The sequence below is a fragment of the Variovorax sp. 3319 genome (assembly GCF_031456585.1).
In the GTDB taxonomy this organism is placed as follows: Bacteria; Pseudomonadota; Gammaproteobacteria; order Burkholderiales; family Burkholderiaceae_C; genus Variovorax; species Variovorax paradoxus_P.
Genome location: NZ_JAVDUZ010000006.1, coordinates 280194 through 295024, shown reverse-complemented (window position 1 = coordinate 295024; position 14831 = coordinate 280194). Strand labels below are relative to the sequence as shown.

At 66.3% G+C, this 14831-nt stretch carries 13 protein-coding genes; 12 read left to right on the top strand and 1 reads right to left on the bottom strand.

Annotation, left to right across the window (positions count from 1 at the left end):
* The first annotated feature begins 170 nt into the window (after positions 1-170).
* The 9 genes from J2X67_RS14715 to J2X67_RS14675 all read left to right on the top strand — a co-directional run bounded on the left by J2X67_RS14715 (position 171) and on the right by J2X67_RS14675 (position 10438).
* Positions 171-620 (top strand): hypothetical protein, encoded by a 450-nt coding sequence (locus J2X67_RS14715; RefSeq protein WP_309954023.1) that lies wholly within the window; start codon positions 171-173, stop codon positions 618-620.
* 94 nt (positions 621-714) lie between these two features.
* Positions 715-2082: a tRNA (N6-isopentenyl adenosine(37)-C2)-methylthiotransferase MiaB gene (gene miaB / locus J2X67_RS14710; RefSeq protein WP_309954022.1), complete on the top strand. Its 1368-nt coding sequence runs from the start codon at positions 715-717 to the stop codon at positions 2080-2082.
* Positions 2082-3509 carry an ATP-binding protein gene (locus tag J2X67_RS14705; protein WP_309954021.1) on the top strand — a complete coding sequence of 476 codons (1428 nt, stop codon included), beginning with the start codon at positions 2082-2084 and terminating at the stop codon, positions 3507-3509. The genes miaB and J2X67_RS14705 overlap by 1 nt, the downstream gene beginning before the upstream one ends.
* A gap of 95 nt (positions 3510-3604) precedes the next feature.
* A complete protein-coding gene (locus J2X67_RS14700; RefSeq protein WP_309954020.1) occupies positions 3605-4261 on the top strand; it encodes a hypothetical protein in 657 nt (218 codons plus the stop codon).
* A gap of 31 nt (positions 4262-4292) precedes the next feature.
* Complete coding sequence (locus tag J2X67_RS14695; RefSeq protein ID WP_281147962.1) at positions 4293-5681, top strand: sigma 54-interacting transcriptional regulator; 1389 nt, start codon at positions 4293-4295, stop codon at positions 5679-5681.
* A gap of 193 nt (positions 5682-5874) precedes the next feature.
* On the top strand, positions 5875-6078 hold the full coding sequence (locus tag J2X67_RS14690; protein WP_157612076.1) for a hypothetical protein: 204 nt from the start codon (positions 5875-5877) through the stop codon (positions 6076-6078).
* Positions 6079-6085: 7 nt separating this feature from the next.
* Positions 6086-8101 carry a glucans biosynthesis glucosyltransferase MdoH gene (mdoH, locus tag J2X67_RS14685; RefSeq protein ID WP_309954019.1) on the top strand — a complete coding sequence of 672 codons (2016 nt, stop codon included), beginning with the start codon at positions 6086-6088 and terminating at the stop codon, positions 8099-8101.
* Between the two features lie 304 nt (positions 8102-8405).
* The gene (locus J2X67_RS14680) at positions 8406-9302 is read left to right on the top strand and encodes an RNA ligase family protein (protein WP_309954018.1); all 897 of its coding nucleotides are present in this window, start codon (positions 8406-8408) and stop codon (positions 9300-9302) included.
* Positions 9299-10438, top strand: a complete 1140-nt coding sequence (locus J2X67_RS14675; protein WP_309954017.1) for an AAA family ATPase — start codon at positions 9299-9301, stop codon at positions 10436-10438. Before J2X67_RS14680 ends, J2X67_RS14675 begins: the two co-directional genes overlap by 4 nt.
* Before the next feature lie 64 nt (positions 10439-10502).
* Here the strand turns inward: J2X67_RS14675 and ffh are convergent, their stop codons facing one another.
* Positions 10503-11891, bottom strand: a complete 1389-nt coding sequence (gene ffh, locus J2X67_RS14670; protein WP_281147958.1) for a signal recognition particle protein — start codon at positions 11889-11891, stop codon at positions 10503-10505.
* 158 nt (positions 11892-12049) lie between these two features.
* On the opposite strand from ffh, the gene J2X67_RS14665 reads away from it, so the two are divergent.
* The 3 genes from J2X67_RS14665 to J2X67_RS14655 are packed head-to-tail and all read left to right on the top strand — an operon-like array spanning position 12050 to position 14829.
* Positions 12050-12859, top strand: a complete 810-nt coding sequence (locus J2X67_RS14665) for a cytochrome c biogenesis protein CcsA (RefSeq protein WP_309954016.1) — start codon at positions 12050-12052, stop codon at positions 12857-12859.
* Positions 12856-13113 (top strand): PP0621 family protein, encoded by a 258-nt coding sequence (locus tag J2X67_RS14660; protein ID WP_309954015.1) that lies wholly within the window; start codon positions 12856-12858, stop codon positions 13111-13113. Before J2X67_RS14665 ends, J2X67_RS14660 begins: the two co-directional genes overlap by 4 nt.
* A gap of 15 nt (positions 13114-13128) precedes the next feature.
* Entirely contained in the window at positions 13129-14829 is a 1701-nt protein-coding gene (locus J2X67_RS14655; protein WP_309954014.1) for an ATP-binding protein, read from the top strand.
* Positions 14830-14831 lie beyond the last annotated feature (2 nt).

Sequence of the window (14831 nt, the reverse complement as noted above, 5' to 3'; positions counted from 1 at the left end):
TTGGGCTGACAGCGGCTATTGGATCAGCGGCCAGTTCACAGTGTCGACGGCTTCCGTAAAGATAAGTAAAGCGGCAACGCAATGGCCCGTGCACAACCCGCTGTGGCAAGCGCAAGGCGGATTCAGCACCCCCGCTAAAATCGCCGCTCCACAGCCTCTGGATATACCCCATGAACCGCTGCAAGAAACCCACGAATGCTCTCACTTTCATAGCGCTTTGCACAGTAGCTGCAAGCGTTTTTTCCGTTGACGCCGCGGCCCAGTCCGACGTGCCCCGGCCGCAGACCCAGAACGAGTCGTTGGTAGGCGGCCGTACGTTCCCGGTCGGCACGCTGCGCGGCAAGTTCATGGTGATCGACGGGGTCGATGTCGAACTCGACGGCAAGCCCGACCGCATGGCGCCCGGCGGACGCATCCGCAGCGCGCAGAACATGCTGGTCACGTCGGGTGCCATCACCGGCCAGAAATTCCTGGTCAACTACACGCGCGACTCGGCAGGCCTTTTGCGCGAGGTCTGGATCCTGACGCCCGACGAAGCCGTTGCCAGGCGCGAATCGCTCGACAAGCCGTTCTTGAACATCTGGCCGTTCACCACGAACGACACCCTCAATACGCAATAAAAATGCCAGCGGGCCCTCGCCCGCTGTGCTGCAGGGCGCCGCACGAGCACCCTGCGTTTCGCCTTCCCGCTCGGGAGGGCCAAGAGAGCACTCCATGAGCAAAAAAGTCTTTATCAAAACCTTCGGCTGCCAGATGAACGAGTACGACTCGGACAAGATGGCCGATGTGCTGAACGCCGCGCAGGGCTACGAACCCACCCAGAACGTGGACGAAGCCGACCTGATCCTGTTCAACACATGCTCGGTACGCGAAAAAGCCCAGGAAAAAGTGTTCTCCGACCTCGGCCGCGTGAAGCACCTGAAAGCCAAGGGCGTGAAGATCGGCGTGGGCGGCTGCGTGGCCAGCCAGGAGGGCGAGGCCATCATTGCGCGCGCGCCCTACGTCGACATCGTCTTCGGGCCGCAAACGCTGCACCGCCTGCCCGAAATGCTGAAAGACCGCGAGCGGCTCGACCGCCCGCAGGTGGACATCAGCTTTCCCGAAATCGAGAAGTTCGATCACCTGCCGCCTGCTCGGGTGGAGGGCGCGACGGCGTTCGTGTCGATCATGGAAGGCTGCTCCAAGTATTGCAGCTACTGCGTGGTGCCCTACACCCGCGGCGAAGAAGTGAACCGCCCGCTGGACGACGTGCTGGTGGAGATTGCAGGGCTGGCCGACCAGGGCGTGCGCGAGGTCACGCTGCTGGGGCAGAACGTGAACGCCTACCGCGGCCGCATGGGCGATACGGCCGAGATTGCCGACTTTGCGCTACTCATCGAATACGTCGCGGAGATCCCCGGCATCGAGCGCATTCGCTACACGACCAGCCATCCGAACGAGTTCACGCCGCGGCTCATCGAGGCCTACGCCAAGGTGCCGCAGCTCGTTAGCCACCTGCACCTGCCCGTGCAGCACGGCAGCGACCGCATCCTGATGGCCATGAAGCGCGGCTACACCGCCATGGAATACAAGAGCACGGTGCGCAAGCTGCGCGCCATCCGGCCCGAGCTTGCGCTCTCCAGCGACTTCATCGTCGGCTTTCCCGGCGAGACCGATGAAGACTTTGCCAAGATGATGAAGCTGATCGACGACTGCCAGTTCGACAACAGCTTCAGCTTCATCTTCAGCCCGCGCCCCGGCACGCCCGCCGCGGCGCTGCACGACGACACACCCCATGCGGTGAAGCTCGCGCGCCTGCAAACCTTGCAGCGCGTGATCGACGGCAATGTCCGCCGCTTTGGCGATGCGCTCGTGGGCACCACGCAGCGCGTGCTGGTCGAAGGGGCTTCGCGCAAGGACGCGAACGAGCTGATGGGCCGCACCGAATGCAACCGCGTCGTCAACTTCGAAGGCGACGCGCGGCTCGTCGGCCAGATGGCCGACCTGCGCATCACGCGTTCACTCGCCTACACGCTGCGCGGCGAAGTGGCCACGCGCGAATCGTCGACGACGGCGCCGGCTCCGGCCGCGCTCGCCGCCTGATGGCGAAGCGGCCATCGACGCGGGGCTCGTTCCAGCAGCTCCTTCTTTTTGCATTCCTGCTCATCACCGCCCTGCTGGTGGGCGTGGTACTGCGATCGGTTTTCCAGTACGACGCGCTCATGAGCCAGAGCCGCGACGCAGCCGCCCGTGCACTGCGGCTCTCGGGCGCGGCCCAGTCATTGGCCGAGCGCAGCGCAGCCATGGAGCGCGCCGGGCGCCAGTCGCTGGTGCTGAACGACGCGGTGCTGCGCCGCCGTTTCGACGATGCCGCGCGCGAGGCGCACCAGGTGCTCGAGCGGCTCGAAAACAACGGCCTTGCGCCCGCAGGCATCGAAATGTGGCGCGCCCAGCTCGGCGTGATCGAAGGCCTGATGAGCGGAAGCCCGGACAGCGCTCTCGCGCGAGAAAGCACCATGGCCATGCAGTTCCGCGAACTCGATTCGCTGAACACCAACCTTGCGCAGCAGGCGCAGTTCCTGATCGAGACACAGAACGACGCGCTGGCCAAGCGCATCGAGAACGCACGCCGCCGCCTGATGCGCGAAGTGGTGGCGGCCAGCGTGCTTGCGGTTTCGCTGGCGCTGGCTTTCGGTATCTGGCTTGCGCGCCCGTTCAAGCGGCTCGAGCATGCCATCGTCGGCCTTGGACAAAACCGGCTCGACGAACCGATCGACATTCGCGGCCCGGCCGACATCCGGCGCGTGTCGCAGCAACTTGAATGGCTGCGCTTGCGCCTTACTGAGCTGGACGCAGACAAGGCGCGCTTTCTGCGCCACGTGTCGCACGAACTCAAGACACCGCTCGCCGCGCTGAGGGAGGGTGTGTCGCTGCTCGAAGACGGGGTGACTGGCCCGCTCAATCCGGCCCAGTTGGAAGTTGCGCAAATCCTGAACCAGAACACTGTGTCTCTGCAAGGCCAGATCGAAGCGCTGCTGCGGTTCAACGCCGCGGCCTTCGAGGCCCGCGAGCTGCGGCGCGAGCGCACCGAGCTGCTGCCGCTGATCGAAGAACAGATCGAGGCGCAGCGCCTGCAGTGGCAAGCGCACGGCTTGCGCGTGCGCGCCGAGGGCGAACCGCTCACGGTGACGGTCGACCGCACCAAACTTGGCACCGCCATTGCCAACCTGCTCTCCAACGCCATTCGCTATTCGGCGCGCGGCGGAGTCATCAATATCGTGGTGTCGAGCACGCCGGATTCGGCCTGCATCGATGTCAATGATGCGGGCCCAGGTATTGCCGAAGGCGACCGCGACCGTATTTTCGAACCGTTTTACAGGGGCGAACGCCAGCCCGAGCACGCGGTCAAGGGCACCGGCATCGGGCTTTCCATCGTGCAGGAGTACATTGCTGCCCATGGGGGCCGCATCACTCTGCAGCCCAGCGGGCCTGGCGCGCGCTTTCGCATCGAACTGCCGCGTACGGCCTGAACCCGGATCCAGCCTCCAGAACCCGTCGCGAATCCATCGTGAAGCCTTCGGGCATCCACCTGAAATACTGCCTCTTGTCTTTTTTCCGCCGACCCATGTCTTTCTCGTTCGTCCGCAGTTCGACCTTCTCCGGGGCGGTGGCCGTGCCTTTCGTCCTGCTGCTGGCCGCCTGCGCGACGCAGCCCGAGCCGCCCGCCGAGGCCAACGCACTGCCGCCGCCGCCCACGGTGCCGCGCGTGATGCCCGTGGAGGCCGAGCCCACGGCGCCCGCCACGCAGCCGGCATCACTGTTCACACTGATGACTCAAGGCCCCGTGGCGGCCATGCTGGCGTATGCCGACAAGGTCCGCCCGCTGGGGGGTGCCGAGCTGACGGCTGAAATCACCCGTGCCGGCGATCCGGGCGATTCGCCCAGCGCGCAGATGCAATTGGCGCTGCTGCTTGCCCAGACGCGCGTGCCGGCCGACCTGGCGCGTGCCCTGGGCCTGATGCAGCGCGTGGCGTCCAACCCCTCGCCCGAGGCGCAGCCCCTGCAGCCGCTTGCACGCGCATTGGCCGCGCGCTATGTGGAGCAGCGCCGCGTTGAAGACGACCGCGACAAGCAGGTGCAGCAGCTGCGCGAGAGCCAGCGCCGCATCGACCAGTTGAACGATCGCATCGAAGCGCTGCGCGCGATCGAACGCAGCTTTGCGCGGCCAAACGCGCCGGCGCCCACCCTGCCCCCACCCAACGGCACCAAGCCCAGCCCATGAAAATCCAGCGGTTGCAGAAGGAATTCCATCGATGAGCACAACCGGTGCGCGCCTGCTGGTGGTGGACGACGATCCGGACATGCTGCGGCTGCTCTCGATGCGTCTGAGTTCGGTCGGCTACCAGGTCACGGCTGTTACGTCGGCCGAAACCGCGCTGACGCAATTGGAGATCGAGCATCCGCAACTCGTGCTCAGCGATGTGCGGCTGCCGGGACGCGACGGGCTCCAGCTGTTCGACGAAATCAGGAAGCGCCATCCCTCGCTGCCGGTAATCCTGCTCACCGCCCACGGCACCATTCCCGATGCGGTCGAGGCCACGGCGCGCGGCGTTTTCACCTATCTCACCAAGCCCTACGACGGCCGCGAGTTGCTCGACAAGATTGCCCAGGCGCTGGCGCTCGGCGCGCCTGCAAGCACACCCGCCAAGGCGGGCGACGAAAGCTGGCGCGCTGAAATCGTGAGCCGCAGCAATCGCATGTCCGAGTTGCTGGCCGAGGCGCGCATGGTCGCCAAGTCGGACGCCTCGGTGCTTTTGCGCGGCGACAGCGGCGCCGGCAAGGAGCTGCTGGCCCGCGCCATTCACCGTGCGAGTGCACGCGCTGACAAGCCCTTCGTGGCTGTCAATTGCGGCGCCATCCCCGAGGCGCTGCTCGAGTCCGAACTGTTCGGCCACATGAAGGGCGCCTTCACAGACGCCCATGCCAACCACAAGGGCCTGTTCCAGCAGGCGGACGGCGGCACGCTGCTGCTCGACGAAATTGGAGACATGCCGCCCGCGCTGCAGGTCAAGCTGCTGCGCGTACTGCAGGAGCGCGCGGTGCGGCCGCTCGGCGCCAGCCAGTCGATCGAGGTCGACGTGCGCATCATCTCTGCCACCCACCGAGACCTGGACGCGGCCATGGAGGCGGGCCAGTTCCGCGAAGACCTTTATTACCGCCTGAACGTCGTCACGCTCACGCTGCCACCGCTGTCGGCCCGGCGCGAGGACATCCCGCTCCTGGCCAACCACTTCCTGCAGAAGCTGTCGACCAAGTACGGCAAACGGCTTTCGGGCTTCGCGCCCGAGGCGCTGAAGGCGCTGGCCACCGCCGCCTGGCCCGGCAACGTGCGGCAGCTCTACAACGTGGTGGAACAGGTCTGCGCGCTGTCGAGTTCACCGCTCATTCCGCTGGCGCTGGTGCAGCGGGCGCTGCGCGTGCCGACGGTCGAGGTACAGACCTATGCCGAGGCCAAGCAACGCTTCGAGCGCGACTACCTGGTCGGGCTGCTGAAGCTCACCGACGGCAATGTGGCCGACGCGGCCCGGCTGGCCGACCGGAACCGCACGGAGTTCTACCGCCTGCTGCAGAAGCATGAGCTCACTCCCGGGCACTTCAAGGCCGACGCTGTCGCTCCGGGCAGCGAGCCTGTCGCCGAGTAGCGACGCTGCTAAGTCATTGATTTAAAAGGCCGTTTCCCACCAGCACACAAGGCTTGTCGGGATTCGGCGACAAAAACAGGGGTTTCGGGGCCTTCCAGCCGACTCCAACCCCGAAAACCACGTTCAGATCGCTCCAAGTTGTTGATCTGAAAGGGTTTTTTCTACCTGGCACAGGGTTTGCCCCTGTACAGGCATGACAGCACTCAACAGCCCATCTTTCGCACTGCGCCAGCAGCGCGACGGCCTGCGTCAAAAGCAGTTTTCCCCCGCGCGGCCCCGTGCCGCCGGTCATTCGCTGGCCGCGCTCGCAAGCGCTGGCGGCGCCGAACCGGATTGCGTGATCAAGCGCTTTCCTGCCATTGGCGACACCCCTTCCCTCGACAAGCAACGTTGGTAAATCACACATGAAGCCGAACGACTTCTCCCAACTGAACGTGCTGACCGAAGCCGACTTTTCGCACCGCAGCCCGGTGCGCGAAGAACGCCATCCCAATTCCGTGACCGCTCCGCCGGTCAACCGCGGCTCCATGGCGCCGCGCCCCTGGCGCGGCTTCTGGAACAGCATCGGCACCGCCTTGCTGGTCAAGCTCGGCGCCGGCGGCAAGCCTGAAACCGAAACCGCCGAAGCCGGCGCACAGGTCAAGCAGCCGTGGCAGCGCGCCGCGGCACAACGCCGCTTCGCCTTCATGGCGCTCACGCTGCTGAGCACCGTGATCGCGTCTTCGCTATTTGCCGGCGTGCAGCCCGACTACGACAACATCTGGCTCGAATACGGCCAGATCGGCCTGTACGGCCTGCTTTCGGGCTGGGTCGTCACCGGCTTCGTCACGGCGCTCATGGGCTTTTATGTCTCGGTGCGCGGTGACAAGCATGCACTTTCGGTCAAGCAGGTGGCCAACCACCCGATGAACCCCGAGGCACGCACCGCGATCATCATGCCGATCTGCAACGAAGACGTTGCCACGGTGTTCGCCGGCCTGCGCGCCACCTGCGAATCGGTCGCGGCCACCGGCCACGCCAAGCAGTTCGATGTGTTCGTGCTGTCCGACAGCTACAACCCCGAAACCGCCGCCGCCGAGCGCGCTGCCTGGGAAGACCTTCGCACCGCACTGGCTGACAGCCCCAACCAGCCGCAGGTCGAGGTGTACTACCGCCTGCGCACCCGCCGCACGCACCGCAAGGCCGGCAACGTGGCCGACTTCTGCCGCCGCTGGGGCAAGGACTACCGCTACATGGTGGTGCTGGACGCCGACTCCGTGATGAGCGGCGACTGCCTGACCTCCATGGTCAAGCTGATGGAAGCCAACCCGACCGCCGGCATCATCCAGACCGCCACGCAGGCCATCGGCCACGTGACGCTGCATGCCCGCGCGCAGCAATTCGCCTCCCGCGTGACCGGCCGCCTGTTCACGCTGGGCATGCAGTTCTGGCAACTGGGCGAATCGCACTACTGGGGCCACAACGCCATCATCCGCGTCGAGCCCTTCATGAAGCATTGCGCGCTGGCCCCCATCAAGGGCACCGGCGGCATGTCGGGCGGCATCATGTCGCACGACTTCGTCGAAGCCGCGCTGATGCGCCGCGCCGGCTACAACGTGTGGCTGTGCGCCGACCTGGTCGGCAGCTACGAACAGCAACCGCCAGACCTGCTGGCCGAACTGCAGCGCGATCGCCGCTGGTGCCAGGGCAACCTGCAGAACGCCCGCCTGATGGCCGAGCCCGGCATTCACCCGGTGCACCGCGCAATGTTCGTGACCGGCACCATGGCGTATGTCTCGGCACCGCTGTGGCTCGCGTTCCTGACGCTGGGCACCGCGCTGTGGCTGAGCGGCTCCAGCCTTATCTCCAGCTGGAGCGTGCTGCCGGCGGAACTGGCCGGCCTGTGGGTCTGGACCCTGTGCCTGTTGTTCCTGCCCCGTGTGCTCGGCATTGCCGCAGTGCTGATGCGCGGCGAGCAACGCCAGTACGGCGGCCTGTGGGGCCTGGTGAAGAGCTCGGTGCTCGAGAGCGGCCTTGCCATCGTGCAAGCGCCGGTCCGCATGCTGGCTCACTCGCTGTTCGTGCTGGTCGCCCTCACCGGCATCAAGCTCGACTGGAAGTCGCCCCCCCGCGAAGCCGCTGCCGTGCCGTGGAAGGTTGCCGTGTCGCAACTCGCTCCCATGAGCATCGTGGTCGGCGCGCTGGCCCTGGGCGTGGCAATGATCGACCCGAGCGCCCTCATCTGGCTCATGCCAGTGGGCCTGCCGCTGCTGCTGGCAATTCCGCTCACGGTGCTGACCAGCCAGATCGCTCTGGGCACGTCGCTGCGTGACCGCGGCTTCCTGCTGATTCCCGAGGAATCGCGTTCGCCGGCCGTGCTGCGCCGCGCGTGGATGCATGCGGTGCGCCTTGCGCGCCCAGCGGCTCTGGCCACGGCCTGATGCGCTGAAGACACAGCCTCGAAAAAAAGCCGGCCTCAAGGCCGGCTTTTTTCATGGTGCGTGGCTAGAATCGCGCCTTCGTTTTTCAACCTACGGATCCCTCGATCCCCTGGAGCGCCAAGTGCCCCGATTCGCCGTCACCACCCTCTGACGCCGACAACACACCACTCGCTGGTCATGTCGGGCGCCTGGCTGCGTTCCCTCACTGACCAGACACGGCCCGCTTCAGCCGCCGAGTCGATCTCTCTTCCAGCTTCGCTCCCGCACGTTGTCGGTTCTTCCTGATTTGCATCTGGAGAACAACGTGTTCCCTCTCTCTTCCCTTTCATCCGTTCCACTGCTCAAGTACCCGCGTACTGCGCATCTGGAAGGCTCGCGCTTGCAGGTCGGCGACGCCGACGATGGCCAGACGCCGTTGTCCGCGCTGCAGGGCCAGCATGTGGTCATCGAGGAAAAGCTCGATGGCGCCAATGCGGCCGTGTCGTTCACCTCCGGGGGTGAACTGCTGCTGCAGTCGCGTGGTCACTATCTCGCGGGCGGCGCCAGCGAGCGCCAGTTCAACCTGTTCAAGCACTGGGCCGCCGCGCACGAGCCAACGCTGCTCGAACGGCTCGAAGACCGCTACGTGATGTACGGCGAGTGGTGCTTTGCAAAGCACAGCTGCTGGTACGACCGGCTACCCGCGTTCTTCTTGGAGTTCGACCTCTACCACCGGCGGCGGCAGTGCTTCCTGTCGACACCGGCGCGGCACGCGCTGCTCGACGGCAGCCCGGTCATTTCGGTGCCGGTGCTCTACGAAGGCGAGATGCCGCGCCAGGCGAAAGCACTGCGCTCCCTCGTACGACCATCGCTCGCGCGCAGTGCCGACTGGAAAGCGGCCTTCGAACACGCCGTGATGCAGGAAGGCCAGCCGCTCGACCTCGTGCGGCAACAGACCGACCTGTCCGACCTGGCCGAGGGCCTGTACCTCAAGACCGAATCGCAGGGCGAGGTGACTGGCCGCTACAAGTGGGTGCGCCCTGATTTCGTGCAGACCATCCTCGACTCGGGCTCGCACCACAGCCGCCGGCCAGTGCTGCCCAATCGACTGGCGGCAGGCGTGGACCCGTATGCCCCCACGCCAACAACCACATGGCAAGACCTGGGACTGCGCACCTTGCACTCTCCGGCCGAACTCGCAATTACCGGGAGGACGCGATGACCTACGACGACTTGTGCGCCCTGGTGCCCGCACCTGGCAAAGGCACCGACTGGCGGCAGTGCTGCGAACTGCTGCCGGCCCTGCTGCGCCTCGAAGAGACGCCGCAAGACCCGTACTACCACGCCGAAGGCAACGTCGGCATCCACACGCGCATGGTGCTCGACGCGCTGCTGCAGGATGCGCACTACCAGCGCGCCGGCCCCGACGGCCGTTTCGTGCTGTTCATGGCCTGCCTGCTGCACGACATCGCCAAGCCCGACACCACGGTGATCGACGAAGCCAGCGGCCGCATCGGCCAGCCCGGCCATTCGCGCCGCGGTTCGGTCGATGTGCGCGTGCTGATGTGGAGGGCCCGCGTGCCGTTCGCGCTGCGCGAAGCCGTATGCCGGATCATCGCGGTGCACCAACTGCCGTTCCATGCCTTTGCCTCGCGCAAGGGGGTGCGGCCCGAGTGGCTGGTGCACAAGCTCTCGTGGGAACTGAGCCTGCCCGACCTGTGCTGCGTGGCCCGCTGCGACATGCTCGGGCGCCACTACGAGAAGCGAGCAGACAGCATGGCCGACATCGCGCTTTTCGAGGAACTGGCCCGGGAAGAAGGCGGCTGGGAAGGCCCTCGCCAGATGGCCGATGCCCATACGCGGCTGGCTTACTTCCGTGGCGCGGACACCAGTCCAGACTACCCGTTGTTCCAGACCGCGGGTTCGCAGGTAACGGTAATGTGCGGCCTGCCCGCGAGCGGCAAGAACCACTGGGTGGCGCAGCACCGCAAGGGCTGGCCGGTGGTGTCATTCGACGATGCACGTGCCGAACTGGGGTTGAAGCACGGCGAGAACGACGGGCTGGCCGCGCACCATGCAGTCGATGGGGCCAAGGCGCTGCTGCGCAAGCAGGAGCGCTTCGTCTGGAATGCCACGCACCTGAGCCAGCAGATGCGTACCAAGACGCTGGACCTGCTCTGGGCGTATCACGCCCGGATCGAACTGGTGTACCTGGAGGTGCCGCATCCCGAGCTGATGCGCCGCAACCGCGAGCGCGACACAACGTTGTCGAACGCAGGCATCGAGCGAATGCTGCATCGCTGGGAGCTGCCGGCGCCCGTGGAGGCGCACGCGACGGTCTACGACGTGCAGACCTGAAATGACGAAGGCCGCCGGAGCATCCTCCGGCGGGCTTCTATCTATCTATATATATGTGTGGGGCTCAGAACGGCAGCTTGGGCCCGCCCGGGCCACCCATCCCGCCCATGCCCTTCATGCCACCCATGCGCTTCATCATCTTCATGAGGCCGCCGCCCTTCATCTTCTTCATCATGCCCTGCATCTGCTCGAACTCGTTGAGCAGGCGGTTCACTTCCTGAACCTGCACGCCGGCGCCGGCCGCAATGCGGCGCTTGCGCGTGGCCTTGAGCAGTTCGGGCTTGCGGCGTTCCAGCGGCGTCATGCTCTGGATGATCCCTTCCTTGCGGCGGATGTCGCGCTCGGCACGGGTCATGTCGGCTTCGGTCGCCTTTGCGGCCATCTGCTGCGGCAGCTTGTCCATGAGACTGGAGAGGCCGCCCATCTGCTTCATCTGCTGCAATTGGCCGAGGAAGTCGTTCAGGTCGAAGCCCGCGCCGCTCTTGACCTTGGCCGCGAGCTTCTGCGCCGCCGCCACGTCGACGCCGGCCGTGACCTGCTCGACCAGCGCAACGATGTCGCCCATGCCCAGGATGCGCCCGGCATGGCGCTCGGCGTCGAACACCTCCAGGCCGTCGATCTTCTCGCTGGTGCCTGCAAACTTGATGGGCACGCCTGTGACCTGCCGCACCGACAACGCCGCACCGCCGCGCGAATCGCCGTCGGTCTTGGTCAGGATGATGCCGGTGAGCGGCAACGCGTCCTTGAACGCCTTGGCCGTGTTGATCGCGTCCTGGCCCTGCATGGCATCGACCACGAACAGCGTCTCGACGGGATCGAGCGCGCCATGCAGCTGCTTGATCTCTGTCATGAGCACTTCGTCGATGGCCAGGCGGCCGGCGGTGTCGACCAGCAGCACATCGAAGAAATGGCGCTTGGCATGGTCGAGTGCGGCGCGTGCAATGTCGAGCGGCTTCTGGTCCGGTGTGCTCGGAAACCATTCGGCCCCTGCCTGCCTGGTCACCATCTTGAGCTGCTCGATGGCGGCCGGGCGATATACGTCGCCCGACACAGTGAGCACCTTCTTCTTGCGCTTTTCGATCAGGTGCTTGGCCAGCTTGGCGGTGGTGGTGGTCTTGCCCGCGCCCTGCAGGCCGGCCATCAGGATCACCGCGGGCGGCTGGGCCGCAAGATTGATGTCGGACACGCCCTCGCCCATGGTGGCGGCGAGTTCGCGATTGACGATGCCCACCAGCGCCTGGCCCGGCTTGAGCGAACCCAGCACTTCCTGGCCGAGCGACTTTTCCTTCACGCGGGCAACGAAGTCGCGCACCACCGGCAGCGCCACGTCGGCCTCGAGCAGCGCCATTCGCACCTCGCGCAGCATGTCCTGCACGTTGCTTTCGGTAATGCGCGCCTGGCCGCTCATCGTCTTGACGAGGCGGGAGAACTTTTCTGAGAGGGCGGTGGCCATGAAAGGGATGCCTTGCTGCCCGCCGCGGCGGGTCATTGGAAAGTCGTAACTGATTTGAGTGCCGGGCCGCAGGTGTGGTCCCCGTTGTCCCCTGGAGGGGGTTGGCGACGCGCCACGAACTGCGCGAAGACGGGGGGCGAGCCTATTACACTCCTGCAATGATTTTAGCGATCCCCTCCCCACTTGCCGTGGCGCTGGGCATCGCCACCGCGGCTGCCTACGGATTTGCCGCCGCCGCGGGTGCCCGCCTGAGCCGAAAAGCCACCCAGTGGGCCTTGGGGCTCGCCTGGCTGCTGCACGCCGCGGTGCTGGCCCACGGCCTCATTGGCCGCGAGCCCAGGTTCGGCTTTGCGCCGGCTCTCTCGGTCACGGCATGGCTGGTGCTCACCGTCTACGCGGTCGAAAGCCGTATGTACCCGCAGCTGAAGGTTCGTCGGGTCTTGGCCTGGCTGGGCGCGGCCGCCGTGCTGCTGGCGGTCATGTTTCCCGGTACGCCGCTGCATGTTTCGGCGTCGCCCTGGTTGCCGCTCCACCTTGCGCTGGGCATCGCCTCGTATGGATTGTTCGGCGCCGCGGTGGTGCATGCGTGGTTGATCACGCGGGCCGAAAAACAGATTCGCCTCGCCACCGAACCGCAAGCGGGCGTGCCGCTGCTCACGCTTGAACGGCTTACCTTCCGCTTTGTCACAGCGGGCTTCGTGCTGCTTTCCGCCACATTGCTCGCGGGACTGCTGTTCAGCGAAACCCTGTACGGCGCCACCGTCCGCGCCTGGAAGTGGGATCACAAGACCGTGTTCTCGGTGCTGGCGTGGATGAGTTTTGCCGTGCTCCTGGTGGGGCGCATTCGCTTCGGCTGGCGCGGCCGCACGGCACGCCGCGTGCTGTATGCCGGCTCTGCCCTTTTGCTGCTGGCCTATGTGGGTTCGCGCTTTGTGCTCGAAGTGGTGCTGGCGCGCGGCACGGCATGAAATACCTGCTGGTTCTCGCGGTGCTGTGGGTGGCAATCTGGCTTTGGCGCAAGAACCGCCGTGAAGAAATGCGCGACGCCCAACGCGAAAAAGCAGCCCGCGCCCAGCGCCAGCCCGCCGCACCGGCGCCGCCCCAGGCAATGCTGCGCTGCGCCCATTGCGGCTTGCACCTGCCTGCAAGCGATGCGCTCGGCGGCCCGGGCGACGCGGTGTACTGCAGTGCCGCGCACCGTGAAGCCGCCGAACGCGGCTGAACGGGGTTCGCTTCCATGAGCTCGTCCCTCTGGTCGCGCGCCGAGGCCATCACCACCGACTGGGACGTGCTCGAACCGGGCCGAAGCGAAAGCGCTGCGCTGCTGCGGCTATGGCGCGGCTTCATGGCGGCGCGCTGCTTCGTGGCACTGGTACTTGTGCTGCTGCAGGGCGTGGCCCTGGCACTCGGCCAGACGATGCAGCCGCTGGCCATTGCGCTTTCGGCGGGTTACCTGGCCGCCAGCTGGCTGGGTGCGCGCTACGCGCATTTCACGCCGCCCATCCGCGGCTTTGCGGCGCTGTGGTTCGTCACCATCGGCGTCGACCTGGGCACCTTCACTGCGCTCCAGGTGCTGCAGGGCGGCAATATCAACTACACGCCGCTGTTCGCACTGCCGGTGCTCATGAGCGCGGTGCTCGGAACGGTGACAGTGGGCCTCGGCACCACGGCCACCGTCACGCTGCTGCTGCTGGCGGACGCAGGCTGGCATTGGCTTCAGCAGCCCGGCGATTCCTCCACGCGATTCGTGCAGGCGGCGCTCACCGGCACCGGCCTTTTCGTGGTGGCGCTGCTGGCGCACGAGCTCGCGCGCCGGCTGGCACGCGAAGAAGAAACGGCGCTGCGCAACCGCAGCAGCGCGCAGATGCAGGCGCAGGTGAACGACCTGGTGATCGAAACGCTGAGCGAGGGCGTGCTGGTGATCGACGCGGAAGGCATGGTGTATGCGGCCAATCCGGCAGCCGATGCCATCCTGGGCCAAGGCCTGGCAAAGCTCCCTCTTCCGTTCGCATTGCACACGCAGCCCGCATGGCACGCGCTTGCTGCGCTGGCGCGCCAGACCTTCGCGCGCCGCGCACCGCAGTCCGAAGAAATCCCGGTGGCGCAAGCGCGGGGGGCGGCGCGCGAAGTGCGGGTGCGCACGCGGCTCACGCCCACCAGCGACCAGCGCGTGGACAGCCTGTGCGTGATGTTCCTGCAAGACCTGCGCGAAATAGAGGCCCGCATCCGCACCGAAAAGCTGGCGGCAATGGGCCGCATGTCGGCCGCGGTGGCGCACGAAATCCGCAATCCGCTGGCCGCCATCACGCAGGCCAGCGCACTGCTCAACGAAGACCTGACCGACCCGGCGCACCGCAAGCTGACCAGCATGGTGCAGCACAACGCACAGCGGCTCGCGCGCATCGTGGACGACGTGCTCGACGTTTCGCGGGCACGCCAGCAACGCGTGCTTTCGCTCGGCGAACAGGTCGCGCTCGACCCCGCGGTGCGCGCGCTCGCCGAAGAGTGGGTGCGCCAGACGCAGCGCCAGGGCGTCCTGATCACGCTCGATGCCGCCGAGAGCGAAGTGCGCTTCGACGTCGAGCACCTGCGCCGCCTGCTCGTGAACCTGCTGGACAACGCGGCGCGCTATGCCGGCAAGCGCGAGGGCTCCATCCAGGTCGTCACCACCATGCAGCGCGGCAGCTCAGCCCGCCCGAGCCTGCAAGTGTGGAGCGACGGCGCACCCCTGGAACCGGCGGTGCAGCGCCATTTGTTCGAGCCGTTCTTCTCGTCCGAAAGCCGATCGAGCGGGCTCGGCCTGTTCTTGTGCCGCGAACTGTGCAGGCGGCATGGCGCCACCATCGGCTACGAGCGCCGGGCGCTTGTGGCGGGCGGCCCCGAGGGCAACGAATTCTTCGTGAGCTTCGCCCCCAGCGAAAACCGGCTGACACAATAGCG

Excerpts from the sequence above, each read along its gene's own strand:
- J2X67_RS14715 (WP_309954023.1), top strand. The coding sequence starts at position 171 with ATGAACCGCTGCAAGAAACCCACGAATGCTCTCACTTTCATAGCGCTT.
- miaB (WP_309954022.1), top strand. The coding sequence starts at position 715 with ATGAGCAAAAAAGTCTTTATCAAAACCTTCGGCTGCCAGATGAACGAG.
- J2X67_RS14705 (WP_309954021.1), top strand. The coding sequence starts at position 2,082 with ATGGCGAAGCGGCCATCGACGCGGGGCTCGTTCCAGCAGCTCCTTCTT.
- J2X67_RS14700 (WP_309954020.1), top strand. The coding sequence starts at position 3,605 with ATGTCTTTCTCGTTCGTCCGCAGTTCGACCTTCTCCGGGGCGGTGGCC.
- J2X67_RS14695 (WP_281147962.1), top strand. The coding sequence starts at position 4,293 with ATGAGCACAACCGGTGCGCGCCTGCTGGTGGTGGACGACGATCCGGAC.
- J2X67_RS14690 (WP_157612076.1), top strand. The coding sequence starts at position 5,875 with ATGACAGCACTCAACAGCCCATCTTTCGCACTGCGCCAGCAGCGCGAC.
- mdoH (WP_309954019.1), top strand. The coding sequence starts at position 6,086 with ATGAAGCCGAACGACTTCTCCCAACTGAACGTGCTGACCGAAGCCGAC.
- J2X67_RS14675 (WP_309954017.1), top strand. The coding sequence starts at position 9,299 with ATGACCTACGACGACTTGTGCGCCCTGGTGCCCGCACCTGGCAAAGGC.
- ffh (WP_281147958.1), bottom strand. The coding sequence starts at position 11,891 with ATGGCCACCGCCCTCTCAGAAAAGTTCTCCCGCCTCGTCAAGACGATG.
- J2X67_RS14665 (WP_309954016.1), top strand. The coding sequence starts at position 12,050 with ATGATTTTAGCGATCCCCTCCCCACTTGCCGTGGCGCTGGGCATCGCC.
- J2X67_RS14660 (WP_309954015.1), top strand. The coding sequence starts at position 12,856 with ATGAAATACCTGCTGGTTCTCGCGGTGCTGTGGGTGGCAATCTGGCTT.
- J2X67_RS14655 (WP_309954014.1), top strand. The coding sequence starts at position 13,129 with ATGAGCTCGTCCCTCTGGTCGCGCGCCGAGGCCATCACCACCGACTGG.